Source organism: Pseudomonas sp. A214 (genome assembly GCF_900156295.1).
GTDB classification, from domain to species: Bacteria; Pseudomonadota; Gammaproteobacteria; order Pseudomonadales; family Pseudomonadaceae; genus Aquipseudomonas; species Aquipseudomonas rhizophila.
Genome location: NZ_LT707062.1, coordinates 1,795,764 through 1,813,493, shown reverse-complemented (window position 1 = coordinate 1,813,493; position 17,730 = coordinate 1,795,764). Strand labels below are relative to the sequence as shown.

Here is a 17,730-nt window from a genome sequence, read left to right as displayed (position 1 = left end):
GGGGCTCAAGGTGTATCAGGCTGATTTGCCGGATGCGCCTGTTGAAACGCTGGATGCGCAGCCGCCAACGCCGCAACGCGACGGATCCGTGGATACGCCTCCAGGGAGACATTGAACCGTTCTGCCGCGTATACCTGCGGGATCAGATACACGTCCGCGACCCCGGGTGCTGCACCGAAGCAGTAGCCGTCATCCCCAATCAACTGTTCCACCGCCGCCAGTCCCTGGCTGATCCAATGCCCGATCCACTGCGCCACCTGCGTTTCATCGTGGCCCCACTGCCGCAGCTGGTTGAGTACGCTGACGTTGTGCAGCGGATGAATATCGCAACCGATCAATGCCGCGACGCCTCGCTCATGAGCCCGAACCGTCAGGTCGGCGCTGAGCAACGGCACCTGTGGATAACGCTCCTCCAGGTACTCGATGATGGCGGGTGACTGCACCAGCAACGCGCCTTCGTCGGTACGCAGCGCCGGAACCCGGCCCTGAGGGTTGATCGCCAGATAGGCCGGCTGACGATGTTCGCCCCCAGGCGCAGCGATCAGGTTGACCGGCAGGGCCTGGTAATCCAGGCCCTTGAGCGCCAGGGCAATGCGCACCCGGTAGGACGAAGTGGAGCGGTAGTAGGTGTAGAGTTCCATGCCCTGTCCCTCACCGCGCCGGCAGGATCTTGCCCCGGCATTCGCCAAAGCCGATGGACGCAACACCTTCGCGGTGGCAACGGGCCCGCAGGATGATCTCGTCACCGTCCTCAAGGAATTTGCGCACTTCGCCAGAGGCCAGCTCGATTGGCTTTTTACCGCCCTCGGTAATCTCCAGCAGGCTGCCGAACTGACCGCTCTCAGGCCCCGACAAGGTGCCCGAACCGAACAGGTCACCGGCCTGCAACTGGCAACCATTGACGCTGTGGTGGGCGACCATCTGCGCTACGGTCCAGTACATGTACTGGGTGTTGCTCAACGTCAGGCGATGGGCCGGCAGGTTCTGCTCGCGCATGGCTTCGGTCAGCAGCAGGACTTCCAGTTCAATGTCGAAGGCCCCACCGGCCTGGTCACGCTTGTCCAGCAGATATGGCAACGGCTGCGGATCGCCTGCCGGACGCGCCGGTTGTGGGCGACGGAACGGTTCAAGGGCTTCGGCCGTCACCACCCATGGCGAGATACTGGTCAGGAAGCTTTTGGACAGAAAGGGCCCCAGCGGCTGGTATTCCCAGGCCTGGATATCCCGGGCCGACCAGTCGTTGAGCAGGCAGAAACCGCCAATGTGCTCGGCAGCATCACCGATGGCGATGGGTTCGCCCAAGGCGTTGCCCTTGCCGATCCAGATGCCCAGTTCCAGCTCATAGTCCAGTCGCGCGCACGGGCCGAAGGTCGGCTCGGTCTGGCCGGCGGGCAGCGTCTGACCCTTGGGGCGACGCACGTCGGTACCGGACGGGCGAATGGTCGAGGCGCGACCGTGATAACCGATGGGGACGTACTTGTAGTTGGGCAACAGCGGATTGTCGGGGCGGAACAACTTGCCGACGTTTTGCGCGTGTTCGATACCGACGTAGAAGTCGGTGTAGTCATTGATCCTGGCCGGCAAATGCATCTGGCAGTCGGCTGCGCGGACCAGCAGTTTCGCGCCCTGGGCTTCGATCTTGCCCCGCAGCGAGCTGTCTTCGCGCAGCAGCTCCAGCAAGCGTTCACGCAGGGCCACCCGAGCGCTGCGGCCGAGGTCGAAGAATGCATTCAACTGGCCGTCCTTCATGGCTTCGACGGCTTCGCGCGCCGCGCCGTCAAACAAGCCCGCCTGCAACGCGGCCTGCAAATCGAAAATCTGCTCACCAATCGCCACGCCGCTACGGGGAGCACCGTCATCGATACTGAAGATGCCCAGCGGCAGGTTCTGCAGCGGGAAGTCGGCATGGCCGTTGGCGGAGGCGACCCAGCTACGGGCAGGGGAAAGTTGAGTCATGGGTTATCTCCGGGTCGGGTCGAACGTGACCGGCAGCGAGGCCCAGCAGGCGTCGTAGTCAGTTTGCAATTGTGGGCAGTCCAGGGCGAAACGGCTCGGGCGCAGGACCTGGCTGGTTTCGAACATGAAGGCCATGGTGTTGTCGATTTTCGCAGGCGTCAGCTCGGCGTTGATCGCCTTGGTGCAGGTCTCGCCGTCCGGGCCATGGGCACTCATGCAACTGTGCAAGGAGGCGCCGCCGGGCAGGAAACCTTCGGCCTTGGCATCGTAGGCGCCCTGGATCAGGCCCATGAATTCATTCATCAGGTTGCGATGGAACCACGGCGGACGGAAGGTGTTTTCCGCGACCATCCAGCGCGGCGGGAAGATCACGAAATCGAGATTGGCCAGGCCGTGGACGCTGGTGGGTGAGGTCAATACGGTGAAGATCGACGGGTCCGGGTGGTCGAAGCTGACCGTACCGATGGTGTTGAAACGGCGCAGGTCATATTTGTAAGGCACGTTGTTGCCATGCCAGGCCACCACATCGAAGGGCGAATGATCCAGCTCGCAACCCCACAACTCACCGAGGAATTTCTGCACCAGCGCAGTCGGTCGGGCGAGGTTTTCGTAATGAGCGACCGGCGCCAGGAAATCCCGCGGGTTGGCCAGGCCGTTGCTGCCGATCGGCCCAAGGTCCGGCAGGCGCAACGGTGCGCCATGGTTTTCGGCGATATAGCCGCGGGCTTGTGGATCAAGCAGCTCGACGCGAAATTTCAGGCCCCGGGGGATCACGGCAATTTCCAGCGGCGCCAGTTCCAGCACGCCCAGCTCGGTGGCGATCCGCAGCCGTCCCAGCTGCGGCACGATCAGCCATTCCCCGTCAGCGTTGAAGAACACCCGTTCCATGGAACGGTTGGCGCGGTAATGGTAGACGCTGATACCGGCCGGTTTGTCCGAGCCGGCATTGGCCGCCATGCGCACCAGTCCATCGATGAAATCGGTTGGCTCGGCAGGAATATCCAACGGGTTCCAGCGCAGGCGATTGGGCGTGACCTCACCCAGAGGACCGCCCGCTATCTGATGTTCAAGCTTGACGAAGGCCGGATGATTGGCCGACGGCCGGATGCGATACATCCAGGTCCGCCGCGCTTCGCTGCGAACCATGGTGAAGGCAGTGCCGGAGAATAATTCGGCATAGAGACCGTAAGGGGCTTTTTGCGGGGAGTTCTGGCCAACGGGCAAGGCGCCGGGCAGCGCCTCGCTGGCAAATTCATTGCCAAAGCCTGACTGATAGGCCAGGTCCGACACTGTGGAATCGAGGGTCATGGAGCCTCCTGAACACAGGACTGGGTACGACCTCGTCGTTCCACGAAGAAACGTCAGGCGCACAGGTTATTTTTATCGTAATTCAATTACGCATAACGTAATTTGCTCGACAGCGACCGTCAAGCTATAAAGACGCCCATTCGCCTCTGGACTCAGCGCCTCCATGGAAACCCCGCTCAGCAACGGTAAACAGAAAGTCCGCTCGGCCGAAGTCGGCACCGACATCCTCAAGGCCCTGGCCGAACTGTCGCCCTCCACGTCGCTGTCGCGCCTGGCCGAACACGTGCAAATGCCGGCGAGCAAGGTTCATCGATACCTGCAGGCCTTGATCGCCAGCGGTTTCGCTGAACAGAACACGTCCACCAACCACTACGGCCTCGGGCGCGAAGCCTTGCGCGTGGGCCTGGCGGCGTTGAACGGCATGGACGTGTTGCAAGTGGCCGCCCTGCCCTTGGCCGAACTGCGCGATGACTTGAACGAAACCTGTTTCCTGGCGGTGTGGGGTAATCACGGCGCCACGGTCGTTCGGATCGAACCCGCCATACGGGCAGTGACCGTGGTGACGCAACTGGGGTCGGTATTGCCGCTGCTCAGCTCGTCCACGGGGCTGGTGTTCAGCGCCTACCTGCCGACGCGCGAAACGATCGGCTTGCGCGAACAGGAAGTGAGCGCTTCCACCGCCCACGCCCTGGCCGACGACCAGGCCTATGCCACCCTGTGCCAGCAAATACGCAGTCGCGGCCTGCACCATGTGCATGGCTTGCTGATGCCCGGCGTGGATGCCCTGTCAGCCCCGGTATTCAATGCTGTCGGCCAAGTGACGGCGGTGATGACCATTGTCGGCCCGACTTCCCTGTTCCATGCCGATGAAAACGGCCCGGCGGCGCAACGACTGTTGGCCGCGACCCGGGCCGTGAGCTGGCGGATGGGGTATGAGGCAGGCGCAGGATCGGATCAGCCAACGGGCCAATCCTGATCACACCATTGATGTGAGCGGTGATACGTAGCGGCGGCAGGTAATCGTCTTGCCCTTGGGAATTCTTTATCTCATCACGCCCATGACTTTGGCCTTGGCGACCGCCTGCGTGCGCCGCTGAACGCCTAACTTGCTGTGTATCCGCCGCGAATGGGTTTTTACCGTGTGCAAGGATATGAACAAACGTTCGGCAATCTGCTGATTTGAATAGCCCTGCGCAATGAGCTCCAGCACTTCCAATTCCCGATGACTCAACAACGTGTCTTCGACTGCCACCGCCGGCTGCTCAATGTGCTCAGCCGATTGCGCCCAGCCCAACAGATCGGGCTGGCGCGCGCGTAACTCGCACAAGGCTTGCTGGGCGCGCCAACAGGCAACTCGCTTGAGGCCCTCTTGCACAAGCGATCGTGCCTGGGAACGATCAGCGGACAGCCAGACGACTTCAGCCAGCGCCAGATACAGTTCGGTCTCCAGGCCATGCATTTCACAGTGCTGTGCCCGGTCGATCATTGCCTTGAGTTGCGCTTGCGGGTCTTGCGCCCGATGCAGATAAACTTCGGTCAGTACCAACAGGTACTCAAGTCGCGGAATCAACTCCAGGGTCGCAGGTGGGGCATGCTTGGCCTGCGGCCCGTGAAAGTGACGCAAGACCCGGGTCAGGGCCTCGTGAGCCAGTTCCGGGCGTCCCTGTTGCAGCCAGAACTGGCAACTGGTTTGCAACAGCACGCCACGGTACACCGTGTCGGGGATGTGCCGCTGTTGCATGATCCGCTCGGCATCGCGCAGTTGCAGGAAAGCCTCGCCATAGTCGCCACCATTGGCCGCCAGGGTGGCCTTGCCGAGAAAACCATAAAGCACTTGTTTGTCCTGGCAATGCAGGCCCGTTTCCAGGCCCGCCTGGAACTGCTCGGCAGCCTGCTCGGCCAACCCCATGCGCAAAGCCAGACGGCCACGGCGCAAGGCAATACGTCCCAGCAAGGCAGAAAAGTCCTGGCCAGGCTTATCGAGCAACCCCTGAACTGCGCTCAACAGATGATCGGCCCGGTGAGGAGCGCCGCGTTGCTCCAGGACTTGGGCGTGCTCCAGTTCCAGCAAGCCCTCGAAGACCAGTGAGCCTTGGGCGCGCGCCAGGCACAGGGCTTGGCGATTGATCCATTGCGCAGTGGCCAGTTCCCCCTTGAGCAGTGCCTGCTGTGTCAGCCCCAACTGGCACAACAGGTGCAAGGCCCAGGCCTCTGGGTCGAGGCTCGCCTGGGCCTGGAGCAAGTGCTCGCGGGACTGCTCGCCATCCCCCGAAAGGTGCAGCAGCCAGCCCAGCAGAACCTGCCACCGGGCCAGCAGTTGCCGCTGCAGGCAGGCCGAAGGTTGCGGCATGAACCTGGCCAGTTGGTCGATGCACACCGATGCCTGATCGAAGCGTCCGGCGAACAGCAACGCAGCCGTGACCAACCCCACCGATTGCGGTGTACCGAGTGTCAGCGCTTCACCTTGTTGATCATGCAGCTTCAGCAACAGCGTCACGTTGCTGCGCTGCAGTACGTGTTCAAAATTCAGATGCTGCAGGAAACTGACGGCAGCCTCGAACTCTTGCGCTTGCATGGCCTGCTCGAATGCCATTTGCCAATCCTGCTCGGCGGCAAACCACTGGCAAGCCCGGCGATGCCAGGAGCGTCCCTGCGGCCAGGGCTCGTCACGCACCAGTCGGGCCAGCGCCGGGAAAATCTGCAACCAGTCCGAAGACTGCTCCCACGGTTCGATAAAACAGCCCAGGTCCAACAACAAGGGCAGGCATTCGGCGCCTACCGTGTCACCAAACAGATGCTCGCAGAGCCGGGCATTGAAGCGCGGCAGATGCGCCAGCACTCGCCAGGCCTGCGCCAGGTCCGGGGTCAGCGTACTGAACAGCTCATATTCAAGGTAGTCATGCAGGGTCCCGGGCCGCCCCGGCGACGCGTGGCTGCGCGCCCATTCACAACGTTCAAGCAGGGCGATGCGCACCCCGGCGCACCAACCGCCACTGCGCTGTATCACCTCGCGCGCGGTGCGAGCGCCCTGGGGACCGGGCAAATGTTTGAGCAACTGCTGGACATCGTCATGGGTGAAGACCAGCGCCTGGGCATCGAATTCATGCAGTTCGTCATCAAGTAGCAGGCGCGGCCAGTTACAGTGAGGACGACGGCGACCATTCAACCAAAGGTGAAGCGCCGGACTGCTGATGCTCAACAGACGATCGAGAAACTGATCCAGCTCGGGGTTGGGTACCCGACAGTAATCATCCAGGAACAGCCAGGTCGGTGCTTGCAAGCCCGCCAGGTGAGCCAGCAGCCCCCCTTCATCCAGCAACGGCAGCCCGAGGGTCTGCGCCAGACGCTCGCACATTTGCGCCGCGTCCAGCATTGCGCCCCCAAGCGGCAACCAATGCAACCGGCAAGCGGCGGGGGCTTGCAGGAAACACTCAGCGAACAACGCACTCTTGCCACTGCCCGCTGGTGCGCAAAGCAGTTTTACCCGCGCCTCGGAGGCCAGCAAGGGCTCGCTCAAGGACCTGCGCGGCACATGGGTCGAAGACAGGCGGGGCAGCAATCCAGGACGGTCCGGACACGGGGTCATGGCGGTCATGTGCGAAGTCCAGTTTATTATTGTTTCATCACCCTAGTCCTGTGGCGCTCACCTTTGGAGAAGTATTCAGCGCGCTGATTGGCGCCCATAAAAAAAGACCGGCAAATCGATTGCCGGTCCTCACGATTATCTAACGGCAGCCACAGTCAGCTTCAAACCGCCAGGTCTTAACGAACCCCCGTCGAGCGCAGCGCCGCGGGCGTGAAGTCAGCAGCCCTGGCTTCGAAACCGTACTCGTAGCTGCGCTTCTCTTCGTTCTTCATCCCCAGCGCGATGTAGCGGCCGGCGATGATGTCGTAGAGCGCCTCAAGGGTGTAGCCCGGATTCTGGTTGGCGTAGTAGAACTGGGCATGACCTTCGGCCACCCGCCACAGTTGACCGCGACCGTCGTAGTGATCCACCAGTGCCGCCTGCCAGCTGTCTTCATCGAAATACATGTGGCGCTTGGCGTAGATGTGACGTTCGTTTGGCTTGACCGTACCGACCACTTCCCAGACCCGATGCAGTTCATAGCGGGTCAGATCCTGATTGATGTGGCCGGCCTTGATCACGTCGTCATACTTGAGGCTGGGGGAATCCAGTTTGTAGCTGTTGTAGGGGATGTACATTTCCTTCTTCCCCACCAACTTCCAGTCGTAGCGGTCCGGCGCGCCGGAGAACAGGTCGAAGTTATCGGAGGTACGCAACCCGTCAGCGGCGGTGCCCGGGCCGTCGTAGGCCACTTGCGGGGCGCGACGCACACGGCGCTGGCCGGCGTTGTAGATCCAGGCCAGGCGCGGCTCCTTCACCTGGTCAAGCGTTTCATGCACCAGCAGCACGTTACCGGCCAGACGTGCCGGCGCGGTGACCGACTGTTTGAAATAGGTCAGCACATTGCTGGCCTTTTCCGGATCGGCGTCTTTGATCAGAAACGGCACGGCGATCTCTTCTTCGAAGCGGATCGGGGTGAAGCTGCCGTTGGTTTGTGGGGTGGCCTGGGTGATGATGCGCCGCACGTTGCCGCCGTGATAGCGGGTGACGTGGTTCCACAGCACTTCCACGCCGTTCTTGGGGATCGGGAATGCGTAGTAACGGTTACCGGTGAAGTTGGCCAGGCCGTTGCCGTCATTGATGGTGGTGACGTTGAGGGCGCTGCGCTTGGCCGACTCGTAGATCTCGGGCGGTAGCGAGACGCTGCGATGGGTCGGATAGACCGGAATCTTGTAGGTTTGCGGATAGCGCTTGAACATCGCTATCTGGCCTTCGGAAAGCTTGTCCTTGTACTTGTCCACGGTCTCGGCGGTGATGGTGAACAGCGGTTTTTCCCCGGCAAAGGGATCGGCCAGAAAGCCTTTGCTGTCCACCGCCCCGGCGTTTTTGGCGATGCCGCCGGTCCAGGCCGGAATCGAACCATCGGCATTGCCTGCCTTTTCCGCGCCCAGCGGCGTAAGGCTGGTGCCCAATTTGTTTGCTTCATCCGGCGAAACTGCCGCCATCACGTTCGCGGCCAGCAGGCTCAGGGCCAGGGCGCCGCATTGCAGAATCATCTTGCGCATTGGTTTTTCCTTGTCAGCCAGATCAGAAGTTCACGCCAAAGCTCAACGCGAGGAAGTCGCGGTCTTCGAGGACGTTGTAGTCGCCGCCGAAAAAGTCGGTGTAACTCAGGCTGGCGGTATAGGTGTTGCGGTAGTCGGCATCGACACCCAGGCTGATGGCCTTGGCGCCTTCGTTGAACAAGCCGTTGGGACCGTAGCCGGCTACGTCATGGGACCAGGAGACGTTGGGCTTGAAGTTGATACCGGCAACGACGTTGGAGTAGTCAAGAATTGCCCGGGCGCGATAGCCCCACGAGGTCGAGGTGACGAAGCCGTCGGTGTCACCGCCAAACCCGTACTGGCCGTAGACCGAGTCACGGCCATAACGCAGCTTGTCCTTGGATTCCAGGCCACCGACGTGCACCACCGCCGCCTCGCCCACCACGGTCAGGCGATCAGCGCCCAGCACCTGGTCGAAGAAGTGCGTCAGGGTGCTCTGGATCTGGGTCAATTCCTTACGACGATAACCGGTGTTATCGGCCCCGGGCGAGGTCGCGATGGGCGAAGCTGCACCGCCTGCGATCGGGTTGAGCAAGGCCAGGGTCAGATCGTTGGTGTTGAGCTGCACAGGTGCGTTGGGGCGGTAGCTGATTTCCCCGGTCCACGCGGTGCCGGTAGGCAGCGTGGTGGCGAAGCTGGCACCGTACAGACGGATGTCCTCGGGGTATTCAAGGTAATACTGACCGCGCCCCAGCATCACGCTTTGCGCCAGCCCCGAACCGCTGCCAGGGGCAAGCCCTTCTGCAATCGCGACCATTCCCGGCAATGCCGACAATGTAGACAGGCCGGCGGTGGTGGTGCCCACGGTTGGCGTGCGGCTGTGGTAGTTCATGAAGTACAGGCCGTACTCGGTGTCGTCACCGAGCCAGCGCAACGCCGTGCCCCACTGGCCGGAATCACGGGCGTCACGGTCACCGCTGCGAGCAATGACAACGCCTTCGTCATTCACCTGGATGCCTTGGCCAAAGGCCTGAGTCAATGGTACGAATGGCGCAATCGCCGGGCTGCCCACGGTGTAGCCGCTGGTGCAGCCATCGGCTACCACGTCGTTGCCAAAGAAAGTGCCGCAGTTATCGACGACCGTCTGATCCCATTCCAGTTGGTAGAAACCTTCGATGGTGAGCTTGTCGGTCAAGCCCTGGGAGGCGAACAGCATGTTCACCGGGATCAGGCCTTCCTTGATCTCGGCACCCGGCCGGCGGAACGCGGAGACGTCCACCGGGTTGATGCTGTTGATGGAGTTGCCGATGAAGGTACTTTCACCCCAACTGACCACCTGCTTGCCCGCACGCACCGTACCCGGCAAGTCGGCGATGGAGTAATTGTGATAGACAAACGCATCGAGAAGCTGCGCCCCTGACGACTTGGAGCCTTCCTTGCGGTTGCTGTCGCTGATGTCCTTAAACGGGCGGCTTTCGTCCTTGAGTTCGAAGTCATACCAATACTTACCGCGCACGAACACGCCAGTATCACCGTACTTGAGTTCTAGATCGTGCAGGCCTTTGAATATCTTGGAAAAGGTCTCGCCCTTCTTGAAGTTCAGCCGCCCATCGTCACCGGTGGATGACTGCCCCGTACCGCCGTTGACGCTGCCAACCAAGTCCCGGTCGGCGTCGCGCATGCCCCAGCTCGCGCCCACGGACAACGAGGAGTCGAACTGCCCCTCGATCTCGCCAATATTGAATGAAACGGCCTGCGCCTGGGCAGAGCAACCCAAGGCCACCGCGACGGCCAGCGCCTGCGGTTTGAAGATGGCGCGCATTGTTATTGTTGTCATGCGTCTTCCCCGGTGAGTGACAGAGCCTTCACCCTACTGCCGCACGACATGGGCGATAAGCGCACCAAGGAGGTATTCGCGCTGTACCCCGAAAGGATTACAGGTCATGGAATACGGGGCTTTGCGCCGCGCATGGACGCACTGGATGATGGGTCATCAGCGCCGCGCATATTCATCGGGCCTGTTAACTGTTGCGCGCCCTGCAACGGTGCATGTCCGGATCCGGGCTGTTTCCGACGATGGCCAATCCCTATGCTGGCCGGGCTTTCAGGGCAACGGGCCTGCAGGCACAAGCCGCCATCGCGTCCCTCGCGACCGGCGCACCGTCACTCGGATGGATTGGCGCATCGGTCCATCACCTCCCGTGTTCACTGACGTTGGTTTTCTGCTCCTTTGCAACGTCATTTTCAGGCCGCTGCTTTTTGCAGCGGCCTTTTTTTATGTGGGTTGATTTCCTGCGTGAAACTTCTCGATTCCTACAACATGGTCGGAATCTCTCACCTGCCCAGCCAATGCAATCGAACTTATAGTCTTTTTCGCCGCCTTGATGGTGACGAATAAATGAACAGGCACGGCTGCATACAGTGAGTACTGGCAGGGACATTTGAAATGCACGTATCGAAAAGGAAATCGATATGCAACAAGAAAAAAACATACTTGTAAATAGAGGTATACCTCGTAAGCCTTCGTCGTCTCCTGGATACGGATTCAGTGCTAGAGGCGTGTCAGGCCCCGACCACTCCGATCGTGCATACGACGCAGTTGACTATGCCATTGAATGGCTGATTGAAAGCAATGACTTCACCGAGACACTATTCAAAGAAAACATAAAAAATATCAAACGCATAACCGATGCCGAACTCGCAAAAACACGAGCGGCCGTTCGTGCTGTGGTCCCCCGTGAAACCGATGCTCTCGAAATTGACTTACGGACACTGAAGCTACAGATTTTCAGAGCAAGGACAGACTTTCAGCAACAAATAGAAACGGCCAACCTTTATTATGGCCATGACCCACTAACCCATAAAACTCGAGATCCTTCCTATAAGGGTTTTGAGCTTCTTGGTCGTCTCGGAGGGCAAAGGCGTTATTACAACGCAATAGCCAAATGGAATATTTCTTACGCCGCGGCCTTCCAAGCGAAGTTCCTGGCTGCGCAGATAGAGCTACTGGACGCTCGCTTAGCCACGCATAACAAAACCATTGCCAGCACCGCGGCAAAAGCAGCAGCCGCAGCAAAAGCCGCAGCGCAGGCAAAGGCCCAGACCGAAGCCAAACGTGCGGCTGTTGAGAAGGCACGCAAGGCAGCTGATGCCGAGGCTAAACGCGTTGCCGAAGAACGAGCACGGTTTGCGGCAGAGGCACAACGTCTGGCAGCGGCTGAAAAAGCCGCTGCTCAGGCTGAAGCCAAACGCAGTGCCGCTGCTCATGCACGTAAGGCAGCCGAGGCGGAGACCCGACGCCAAACTCAGGAACAAGCGTTGCGCCACGCTCTGGCTGACGGAGCATTCCCCGTACTGGGCGCGGCAGTCGCAGCCGGTCCAGTGTTCACACTCGCTGGCAGTAGTCTGATCACAAATCCGGCAACAACCTCGGCAATCCAGGCTGCGTTACGAACTGCGATAGCCATGGCTATCGAATCGGCCATCGCAGTAGCCGCACCGGCTTTGGCAGGATTTGCGGCCCTGCTTTATCCATCGGAACTGGGCAACGGTGACCTCTATGCCTTGAGCGTCCCGCTGTCCGAACTTGCACCGGGTAATTCCGACGATCTGCACGCCATCGCAGCTGCGCAAGGTGAGGTCAACCTGCCGGTCGTTATTGGTTCCAGAACTGTGGGTAACAGAACGGAATTTGTCGTGACAGGTGGCAACAGTACATCGGCGCGCTCCAAAGCACCGGTTCGGTTCGCCACGCCTGATCCCCACGGTAATTTTTACAGGTCCTACAGCCCCGACGCCACTTCCACCAGCATGATCTGGACGCCCATAGTGAAGCCGGGTAGCGCGTCCACAGTATTGCCGGCGGCCATGCCAAACGTGACCGCCTACAAAGGCCCTACCCCGATGGCGGTAGACGGGCGAATCGATACGCACCCGGAGTTTGATCTCTACAGTTTTGGTGGGTTTGTCACGGTGTTCCCCGTTGAATCGGGTCTTCCACCGATCTATACCGTCTTCAACAGTCCTTATGAGGGCGCGACTACCAAGGGTGAGCACAGTGGACGCGACTTTAATCCGGAGCAGGCAGGTGGACCTATTCTTGAGCTGGATTGGCGGACAGCGACGATTACTCAGGAGGGGATAGACGCCGTGAAGCTGCATATCGCACGACTGAATCAGTCTGATGCGAATGATGTCATGGTCGAACGGCTTCAGAGTATTGTGAGTGGCAAGGTCGATGTCACCGATACAGATCGACGGTACTACACTCACGAAATCAGGGAACTCGAAAGATTTCGAGCTATGGGACTGGCTGATAACTTTTCACCCAAAGAAGGCTCACCTGACTGGAATAATGCTCATACCGCAACGCTCGAAGATTATAAAATCTCAGATCGCGAGAACATTGTTTTATACGTCGGATGCCTTAGCAAAAGCAAACCTACAGGACGAAAGAGATTACCAGCAGCTTCTGAAGGAGATGTCGCAATGAACACTGTTGAGCAAATAGTCAAGAACGAGCCATTGGAAGAGATCGTCACGGTATTTGCGTTACTGAGAGCACACCCACATTTAGACATGCTGATCAGACGTCACAATCGTGAGCTTGTACAGCATGGAGAACTTGAAAAAGCTTACATAAAACTTTTCGAAGCAGGAGTATTGATAAGCGGTGATAAAGGGCTATGCATCAAAGGTCCAAACTGGAAAGCGCCTAAATTCATGTTAGAGAAGAGATACACCTGACACATACTATACCCAAGCAACTTGGCCGCTGAAATCTCAGCGACACTTTTTAAATGCTACAAGATTATTTTTGCGCCTTACTTTTACCAACAGCAGACTCCCAAACCTTCTAAGGCCTATTCCTACAACAAAGCAAGAATCCCACTACGGCCCCATCAAAAACTCACTGTTAGGCTGAATGTCAGTCACAGCATTCTGTTTTGACTTTAAACCTCAGTGAGTTTTTATGACACTTATCAACTACAACAGCTATCGCTCGGTAAAAGGCTTCAACAATAGAATTCGTTTTCTAGTCTTTCATTACACCGCCGCGAACTTTTCATCCTCCATCAACGCACTGACCGGTTCCTCTGTCAGCGCCCACTACCTCATCCCGGACTTCAGCGACCCGAGTTACTTGAAAGCAGGTTTCCAGGAACCGCAGATTTTCAATCTGGTCGACGAGAACCAACGAGCCTGGCACGCGGGGGTGAGCAGTTGGGGTGGTCGCACGAATCTGAACGACACCTCGATCGGTGTTGAAATCGTCAACCTGGCCACCGATAACCACGGGCAATTCACTTTCCCGCCTTATCAACCTCAGCAAGTCGAGGCGATCGAATACCTGGCGTTGAACATCCTCAAGCGCTATCCGGACATCAGCCCGGTCAATGTGGTGGGACACTCGGATATTGCTGCTGGCAGGAAAAGCGATCCCGGCCCGATGTTCCCTTGGCATACGCTGTATCTGAAGGGCATCGGCGCATGGTTCGATGAACCCACGCAGAAAGCTTACACCCGCGCCTACCAATGCAACGGCCTGCCGACTCGCGAGCAGCTGCTCGGCTTGTTCCGCAAATATGGGTATGACACGTCGGCAGCTGCCACAAGTGCGGGTTTTCAGCGTTTGGTGCGAGCCTTTCAGCTGCACTTTCGTCCAGCGAAATACGACGGTGTGATGGACATCGAGACTGCCGCGAATCTGGCGGCGCTGGTGAAGAAATACGTCCCCTGACCACCGTTGCCGCGTCTGACGACAACGGGTCGAGGCCGCAAGGTCAAACGGTGTAGCGCTGCAAGTTCGCCATCATTTCCTTCAACGCTTCAAGGTTGTCATTGGGGTGTACCGCACCCTCGAAATCACAGATTTGCTGCCAGTGGGCCGCGACGTCTTCGGGCGAGAAACCTTTGTTTGGATCGAAGCCGGCACCCAGGCTGCGCTCCCAACGCACCTTGCCCATCCAGCCGCCGCCCACTTCGAACAACCCGGAGGTTTCCTGGCAGGTCTCGCTGGCCAGGTACACCACCAACGGGCTGACGAGTTCAGGCTTGAGCTGTTCGAACACCTGCGGCGGGATCAGGCCTTCGGTCATGCGGGTGCCACCGGTGGGCGCGATGGCATTGACCAGAATATTGTTCTTGCGACCTTCGATGGCCAGAGTGCGCGTCAGGCCATAAAGGCCGAGCTTGGCCATGCCGTAGTTGGATTGACCGAAGTTGCCGTAGATGCCGGACGTGGAGGCCGTAAAGATCACCCGCCCGTAATTCTGCTCACGCAGGTGTGGCCAGGCGGCGCGGGTGACTTTGTAGGCGCCCTCGACATGGACGCGGTAGACCAGATCCCAGTCGGCGTCCTCCATTTTGTGGAAGGTCTTGTCCCGCAGGATCCCGGCGTTGTTGACCACTACATCGACCCGGCCAAACACGTCGAGCGCGTTTTGAACAAGCTTGTCGCCATCGGTGACGGAGTCGTGGTTCGCTTCGGCAATGCCGCCGGCTTGGCGAATTTCAGCGACCACCCGATCCGCCGCCGAGGCGTTGGCCCCTTCTCCCTGGGCAGAGCCGCCGAGGTCGTTGACCAGCACTTTGGCCCCCTGCCTGGCGAACAACAGGGCATGGGCTCGCCCCAGGCCACCGCCAGCTCCCGTGACGATCACGACTTTATCTTCGAAGCGCACAGATTCACTCATGGGCAGAACTCCAGCAGGCAATAGGACAATGCCCCGAGTGTCGGGCACAGGGCGGTTGGTCACAATCAACAGGGTTGCAAGTGAATGGTGGCCAATAAGGTGAGGGGATGATACGAGCCGGATCTGCTGTGGGCTCCGTGACCCTCACCAGAGGCGGGACCGAGTCGCTGCCATCGCGAGCAGGCTCGCTCCCACACAGGCCTGCGTAGACTCGCCTCTCCGTGGGAGCGAGCCTGCTCGCGATAGTGCTCCAACCTTCAACAGTTATGAGCAGACCACCTGCCTGACCGGTGCGGCCATGTTTTCGCGAAACTCCAGGTAATGCTTGAGTACCTGCACCGGGGCTTCGGTGTGCGGGTAGTGGCCGATGTCGGGCAGCAGTACGGTGTCAGGGTTGGGGATCAGCGCCTCGTAGCGCGCCACCATGTGTTCACCGGAAATCGGATCGACCGCGCCGTCGATCACCCGCAGCGCCACCTCGCCGCGCTGCATGGCCTGCACCCAGCGGTCACGCTGCACACGCCGTTCGGGAATGTAGGCAATGAGTTTGTGCATGATCCGCGGTCCGTTATGGGTTTCGACCAGGCTCCAGTAATCGTCCAGCTCGCTTTCGGTCGGGCCAGTCCTGGGGCCGAATATCTGGCGAAAACTCTTGACCAGGCCTTCTCGGGAAAAAGCTCGGCCCAGTAGCCAGCCCAAGGGGCTGAGCAACAGTTTTTGCATCAGCACCGGACGATGGGTTTCGGGAAACAGACCGCCGTTGAGAAAGACACAACTGGCGAGTTCGATGCGCGCCTCGTAGTGACGGGCGATCAGTTCCTGGGCCACGCTGTCACCATAATCATGGGCCAGTACATGCACGGCTTGCTTCACATTCAAATGTGCCAGCAAAGCCTGCTGCAGGTCAGCCTGCTCCAACAGGCTGTAGGCATGATCCGTCGGCTTGGCCGAGTCGCCAAAACCGAGCATGTCGCAGGCGATCACCCGATAACGCTGTGCCAGCGGCTGCCACAGGTAATGCCAGTCCCAACTGGCGGTGGGGAAACCATGGATCAGCAACAACGGCTCGCCGTGCCCCGCCACCCAATACCGGATAGCGTGGCCACGGAACATCAAAGTCTGGCCGCGCTGGCGCCAAATACGCAGGGGAATCTGGACCAGAGGCATCAGCATCTATAACCCGAATCTTGTTGATCCAGCTTGCGCAGCAACGCCGGCCATGCCAGCGCGCCTCCCATGCCTTGGGCGCTTTTGGTCACCCCGGCAATCATCGCCCGGGCGCCGGCCAGTATCTGCGGCTCGATGGCGATCAGTTCAGCCCCACCGTTGAGCGCCAGGACCTGGATGTCACAGGCTCGCTGGAAGGTGAACATCATCAGGAAGGTGTCGGCAATGGTGCCGCCACAGGTCAGCAGACCGTGATTGTGCAGCATCAGGAAATTATTGGCGCCCAGATCCGCCTGCAGGCGGGCCTTCTCTTCGTGATTGAGGGCCACGCCTTCATAGGCGTGATACGCCAGACTCGACAATACGAACAACGATTGCTGGCTGATAGGCAACACACCCTGCTTCTGTGCCGACACAGCAACGCCGGCCGCCGTGTGGGTATGCAGCACACACACCACATCGTGCCGCACCTCATGCACCGCACTGTGGATGGTATAACCGGCCGGATTGATCTCGTAGGGGCTGTCCATCAGCTTGTTGCCGGCCTGATCGACCTTGACCAGGCTCGAGGCGGTGACCTCATGAAACATCAACCCGAACGGGTTGATCAAAAAATCATCGGTCCCGGGCACCTTGGCGGATATATGCGTGAAAATCAGGTCATCCCAGCCATACAGGGCGACTAGCCGGTAACAGGCGGCCAGATCGACGCGGGTTTGCCATTCGGCGGCACTGACCTGATCCTTGATGCTGAGTGTCGATGGGACGGGCGCTACGCTCACGGCTCTGACCTCTGCTTTCTAGTTATAGGTGCTTGTTCTGAAACAGTCATGAACAAGCTAACCAGTCTAGTCAGCTCCCGCGAGGTCGGTAGTTGCATTGGCAGCCAGCTTACTGGCCGAGCGAGTCATCCGGGGGTGACCGTTCACCTCACATTACGTTAGCGACGCAGCGCGTCGATCAACGCCTCCAGCCAAGGTTCGGCATCGGTTTCCGGGGTGACGCTTTCGCTGGCATCCAGACGCAACATGGGCAATACCTCGCGCACGCCCAGCTCGGCGAACAACTCGCGCATCTGCTCGCCACCGCCGCAGAAGGTATCGCCATAACTGGCGTCGCCCAGGCCTATCACGGCACCCGGCAGGTCACGAAAAAAGGCTGGCAATTGGTCGCGAATCGTCGAATATAAGGGCATCAAGTTGTCCGGCAACTCTCCCATGCCCGTCGTGGAAGTCACGGCCAGCAAGGCCGCCGGGCCAAACGCCTGAATGTCCGCAAGGCTTGCGCGCGGGTTGTGCAGCGTTTCAAAACCCGCTTCACCGAGCAGTTTGGCGGCGTGCCGAGCGACTTCTTCGGCGGTCCCGTAGACGGAACCCGAAAGGATGGCGACTTTCATCAATCTGATCCTGAACCTGAATAAAAAGAGCGGCGATAGTAGCAGGCTCAGACGCAACGCTGCGATTGACTCTCAACATCCAATAATGGCCAGTAGACA

At 59.5% G+C, this 17,730-nt stretch carries 13 protein-coding genes; 3 read left to right on the top strand and 10 right to left on the bottom strand.

Translation table 11 applies throughout. From position 1 onward, the window contains the following. Positions 1-5: 5 nt before the first annotated feature. The 3 genes from maiA to hmgA are packed head-to-tail and all read right to left on the bottom strand — an operon-like array spanning position 6 to position 3,264. Positions 6-641: a maleylacetoacetate isomerase gene (gene maiA / locus BW979_RS08190; protein ID WP_047228619.1), complete on the bottom strand. Its 636-nt coding sequence runs from the start codon at positions 639-641 to the stop codon at positions 6-8. Between the two features lie 10 nt (positions 642-651). Beyond that, the gene (gene fahA, locus BW979_RS08185; RefSeq protein WP_076383583.1) at positions 652-1,956 is read right to left on the bottom strand and encodes a fumarylacetoacetase; all 1,305 of its coding nucleotides are present in this window, start codon (positions 1,954-1,956) and stop codon (positions 652-654) included. Between the two features lie 3 nt (positions 1,957-1,959). Beyond that, entirely contained in the window at positions 1,960-3,264 is a 1,305-nt protein-coding gene (hmgA, locus tag BW979_RS08180; protein ID WP_076383582.1) for a homogentisate 1,2-dioxygenase, read from the bottom strand. Positions 3,265-3,427: 163 nt separating this feature from the next. Between hmgA and BW979_RS08175 the strand changes: the two genes are divergently transcribed. Continuing rightward, positions 3,428-4,240 carry an IclR family transcriptional regulator gene (locus BW979_RS08175; RefSeq protein WP_047228622.1) on the top strand — a complete coding sequence of 271 codons (813 nt, stop codon included), beginning with the start codon at positions 3,428-3,430 and terminating at the stop codon, positions 4,238-4,240. Positions 4,241-4,306: 66 nt separating this feature from the next. On the opposite strand, the gene BW979_RS08170 is transcribed toward BW979_RS08175, so the two are convergent. The 3 genes from BW979_RS08170 to BW979_RS08160 form a co-directional block, all read right to left on the bottom strand. Then, positions 4,307-6,859, bottom strand: a complete 2,553-nt coding sequence (locus tag BW979_RS08170; protein ID WP_076383581.1) for a helix-turn-helix transcriptional regulator — start codon at positions 6,857-6,859, stop codon at positions 4,307-4,309. A gap of 167 nt (positions 6,860-7,026) precedes the next feature. After that, positions 7,027-8,394, bottom strand: coding sequence for a DUF1329 domain-containing protein (locus BW979_RS08165; RefSeq protein ID WP_076383580.1), 1,368 nt, complete (start codon positions 8,392-8,394; stop codon positions 7,027-7,029). A gap of 22 nt (positions 8,395-8,416) precedes the next feature. Then, entirely contained in the window at positions 8,417-10,210 is a 1,794-nt protein-coding gene (locus tag BW979_RS08160) for a DUF1302 domain-containing protein (RefSeq protein ID WP_076383579.1), read from the bottom strand. Positions 10,211-10,845: 635 nt separating this feature from the next. Here BW979_RS08160 and BW979_RS08155 point away from each other — a divergent pair. Both BW979_RS08155 and BW979_RS08150 read left to right on the top strand, forming a co-directional pair. After that, positions 10,846-13,119 (top strand): S-type pyocin domain-containing protein, encoded by a 2,274-nt coding sequence (locus BW979_RS08155; protein WP_076383578.1) that lies wholly within the window; start codon positions 10,846-10,848, stop codon positions 13,117-13,119. Between the two features lie 226 nt (positions 13,120-13,345). Further along, positions 13,346-14,113: an N-acetylmuramoyl-L-alanine amidase gene (locus BW979_RS08150; protein WP_047228626.1), complete on the top strand. Its 768-nt coding sequence runs from the start codon at positions 13,346-13,348 to the stop codon at positions 14,111-14,113. A 43-nt stretch (positions 14,114-14,156) separates the two neighbouring features. On the opposite strand, the gene BW979_RS08145 is transcribed toward BW979_RS08150, so the two are convergent. From BW979_RS08145 to BW979_RS08130, 4 genes are all read right to left on the bottom strand, one after another. Continuing rightward, on the bottom strand, positions 14,157-15,068 hold the full coding sequence (locus tag BW979_RS08145; protein WP_076383577.1) for an SDR family oxidoreductase: 912 nt from the start codon (positions 15,066-15,068) through the stop codon (positions 14,157-14,159). Between the two features lie 264 nt (positions 15,069-15,332). Then, positions 15,333-16,235, bottom strand: coding sequence for an alpha/beta fold hydrolase (locus tag BW979_RS08140; RefSeq protein ID WP_076386551.1), 903 nt, complete (start codon positions 16,233-16,235; stop codon positions 15,333-15,335). After that, positions 16,235-17,017, bottom strand: a complete 783-nt coding sequence (locus tag BW979_RS08135; RefSeq protein WP_047228628.1) for a class II aldolase/adducin family protein — start codon at positions 17,015-17,017, stop codon at positions 16,235-16,237. Before BW979_RS08135 ends, BW979_RS08140 begins: the two co-directional genes overlap by 1 nt. 158 nt (positions 17,018-17,175) lie before the next feature. Continuing rightward, positions 17,176-17,631 carry a flavodoxin gene (locus BW979_RS08130; RefSeq protein ID WP_076383576.1) on the bottom strand — a complete coding sequence of 152 codons (456 nt, stop codon included), beginning with the start codon at positions 17,629-17,631 and terminating at the stop codon, positions 17,176-17,178. Between the last annotated feature and the right edge of the window lie 99 nt (positions 17,632-17,730).

Bases quoted from the DNA above. Each gene is read 5' to 3' on its own strand.
- maiA (WP_047228619.1), bottom strand. From the start codon at position 641: ATGGAACTCTACACCTACTACCGCTCCACTTCGTCCTACCGGGTGCGC.
- fahA (WP_076383583.1), bottom strand. From the start codon at position 1,956: ATGACTCAACTTTCCCCTGCCCGTAGCTGGGTCGCCTCCGCCAACGGC.
- hmgA (WP_076383582.1), bottom strand. From the start codon at position 3,264: ATGACCCTCGATTCCACAGTGTCGGACCTGGCCTATCAGTCAGGCTTT.
- BW979_RS08175 (WP_047228622.1), top strand. From the start codon at position 3,428: ATGGAAACCCCGCTCAGCAACGGTAAACAGAAAGTCCGCTCGGCCGAA.
- BW979_RS08170 (WP_076383581.1), bottom strand. From the start codon at position 6,859: ATGACCGCCATGACCCCGTGTCCGGACCGTCCTGGATTGCTGCCCCGC.
- BW979_RS08165 (WP_076383580.1), bottom strand. From the start codon at position 8,394: ATGCGCAAGATGATTCTGCAATGCGGCGCCCTGGCCCTGAGCCTGCTG.
- BW979_RS08160 (WP_076383579.1), bottom strand. From the start codon at position 10,210: ATGACAACAATAACAATGCGCGCCATCTTCAAACCGCAGGCGCTGGCC.
- BW979_RS08155 (WP_076383578.1), top strand. From the start codon at position 10,846: ATGCAACAAGAAAAAAACATACTTGTAAATAGAGGTATACCTCGTAAG.
- BW979_RS08150 (WP_047228626.1), top strand. From the start codon at position 13,346: ATGACACTTATCAACTACAACAGCTATCGCTCGGTAAAAGGCTTCAAC.
- BW979_RS08145 (WP_076383577.1), bottom strand. From the start codon at position 15,068: ATGAGTGAATCTGTGCGCTTCGAAGATAAAGTCGTGATCGTCACGGGA.
- BW979_RS08140 (WP_076386551.1), bottom strand. From the start codon at position 16,235: ATGCCTCTGGTCCAGATTCCCCTGCGTATTTGGCGCCAGCGCGGCCAG.
- BW979_RS08130 (WP_076383576.1), bottom strand. From the start codon at position 17,631: ATGAAAGTCGCCATCCTTTCGGGTTCCGTCTACGGGACCGCCGAAGAA.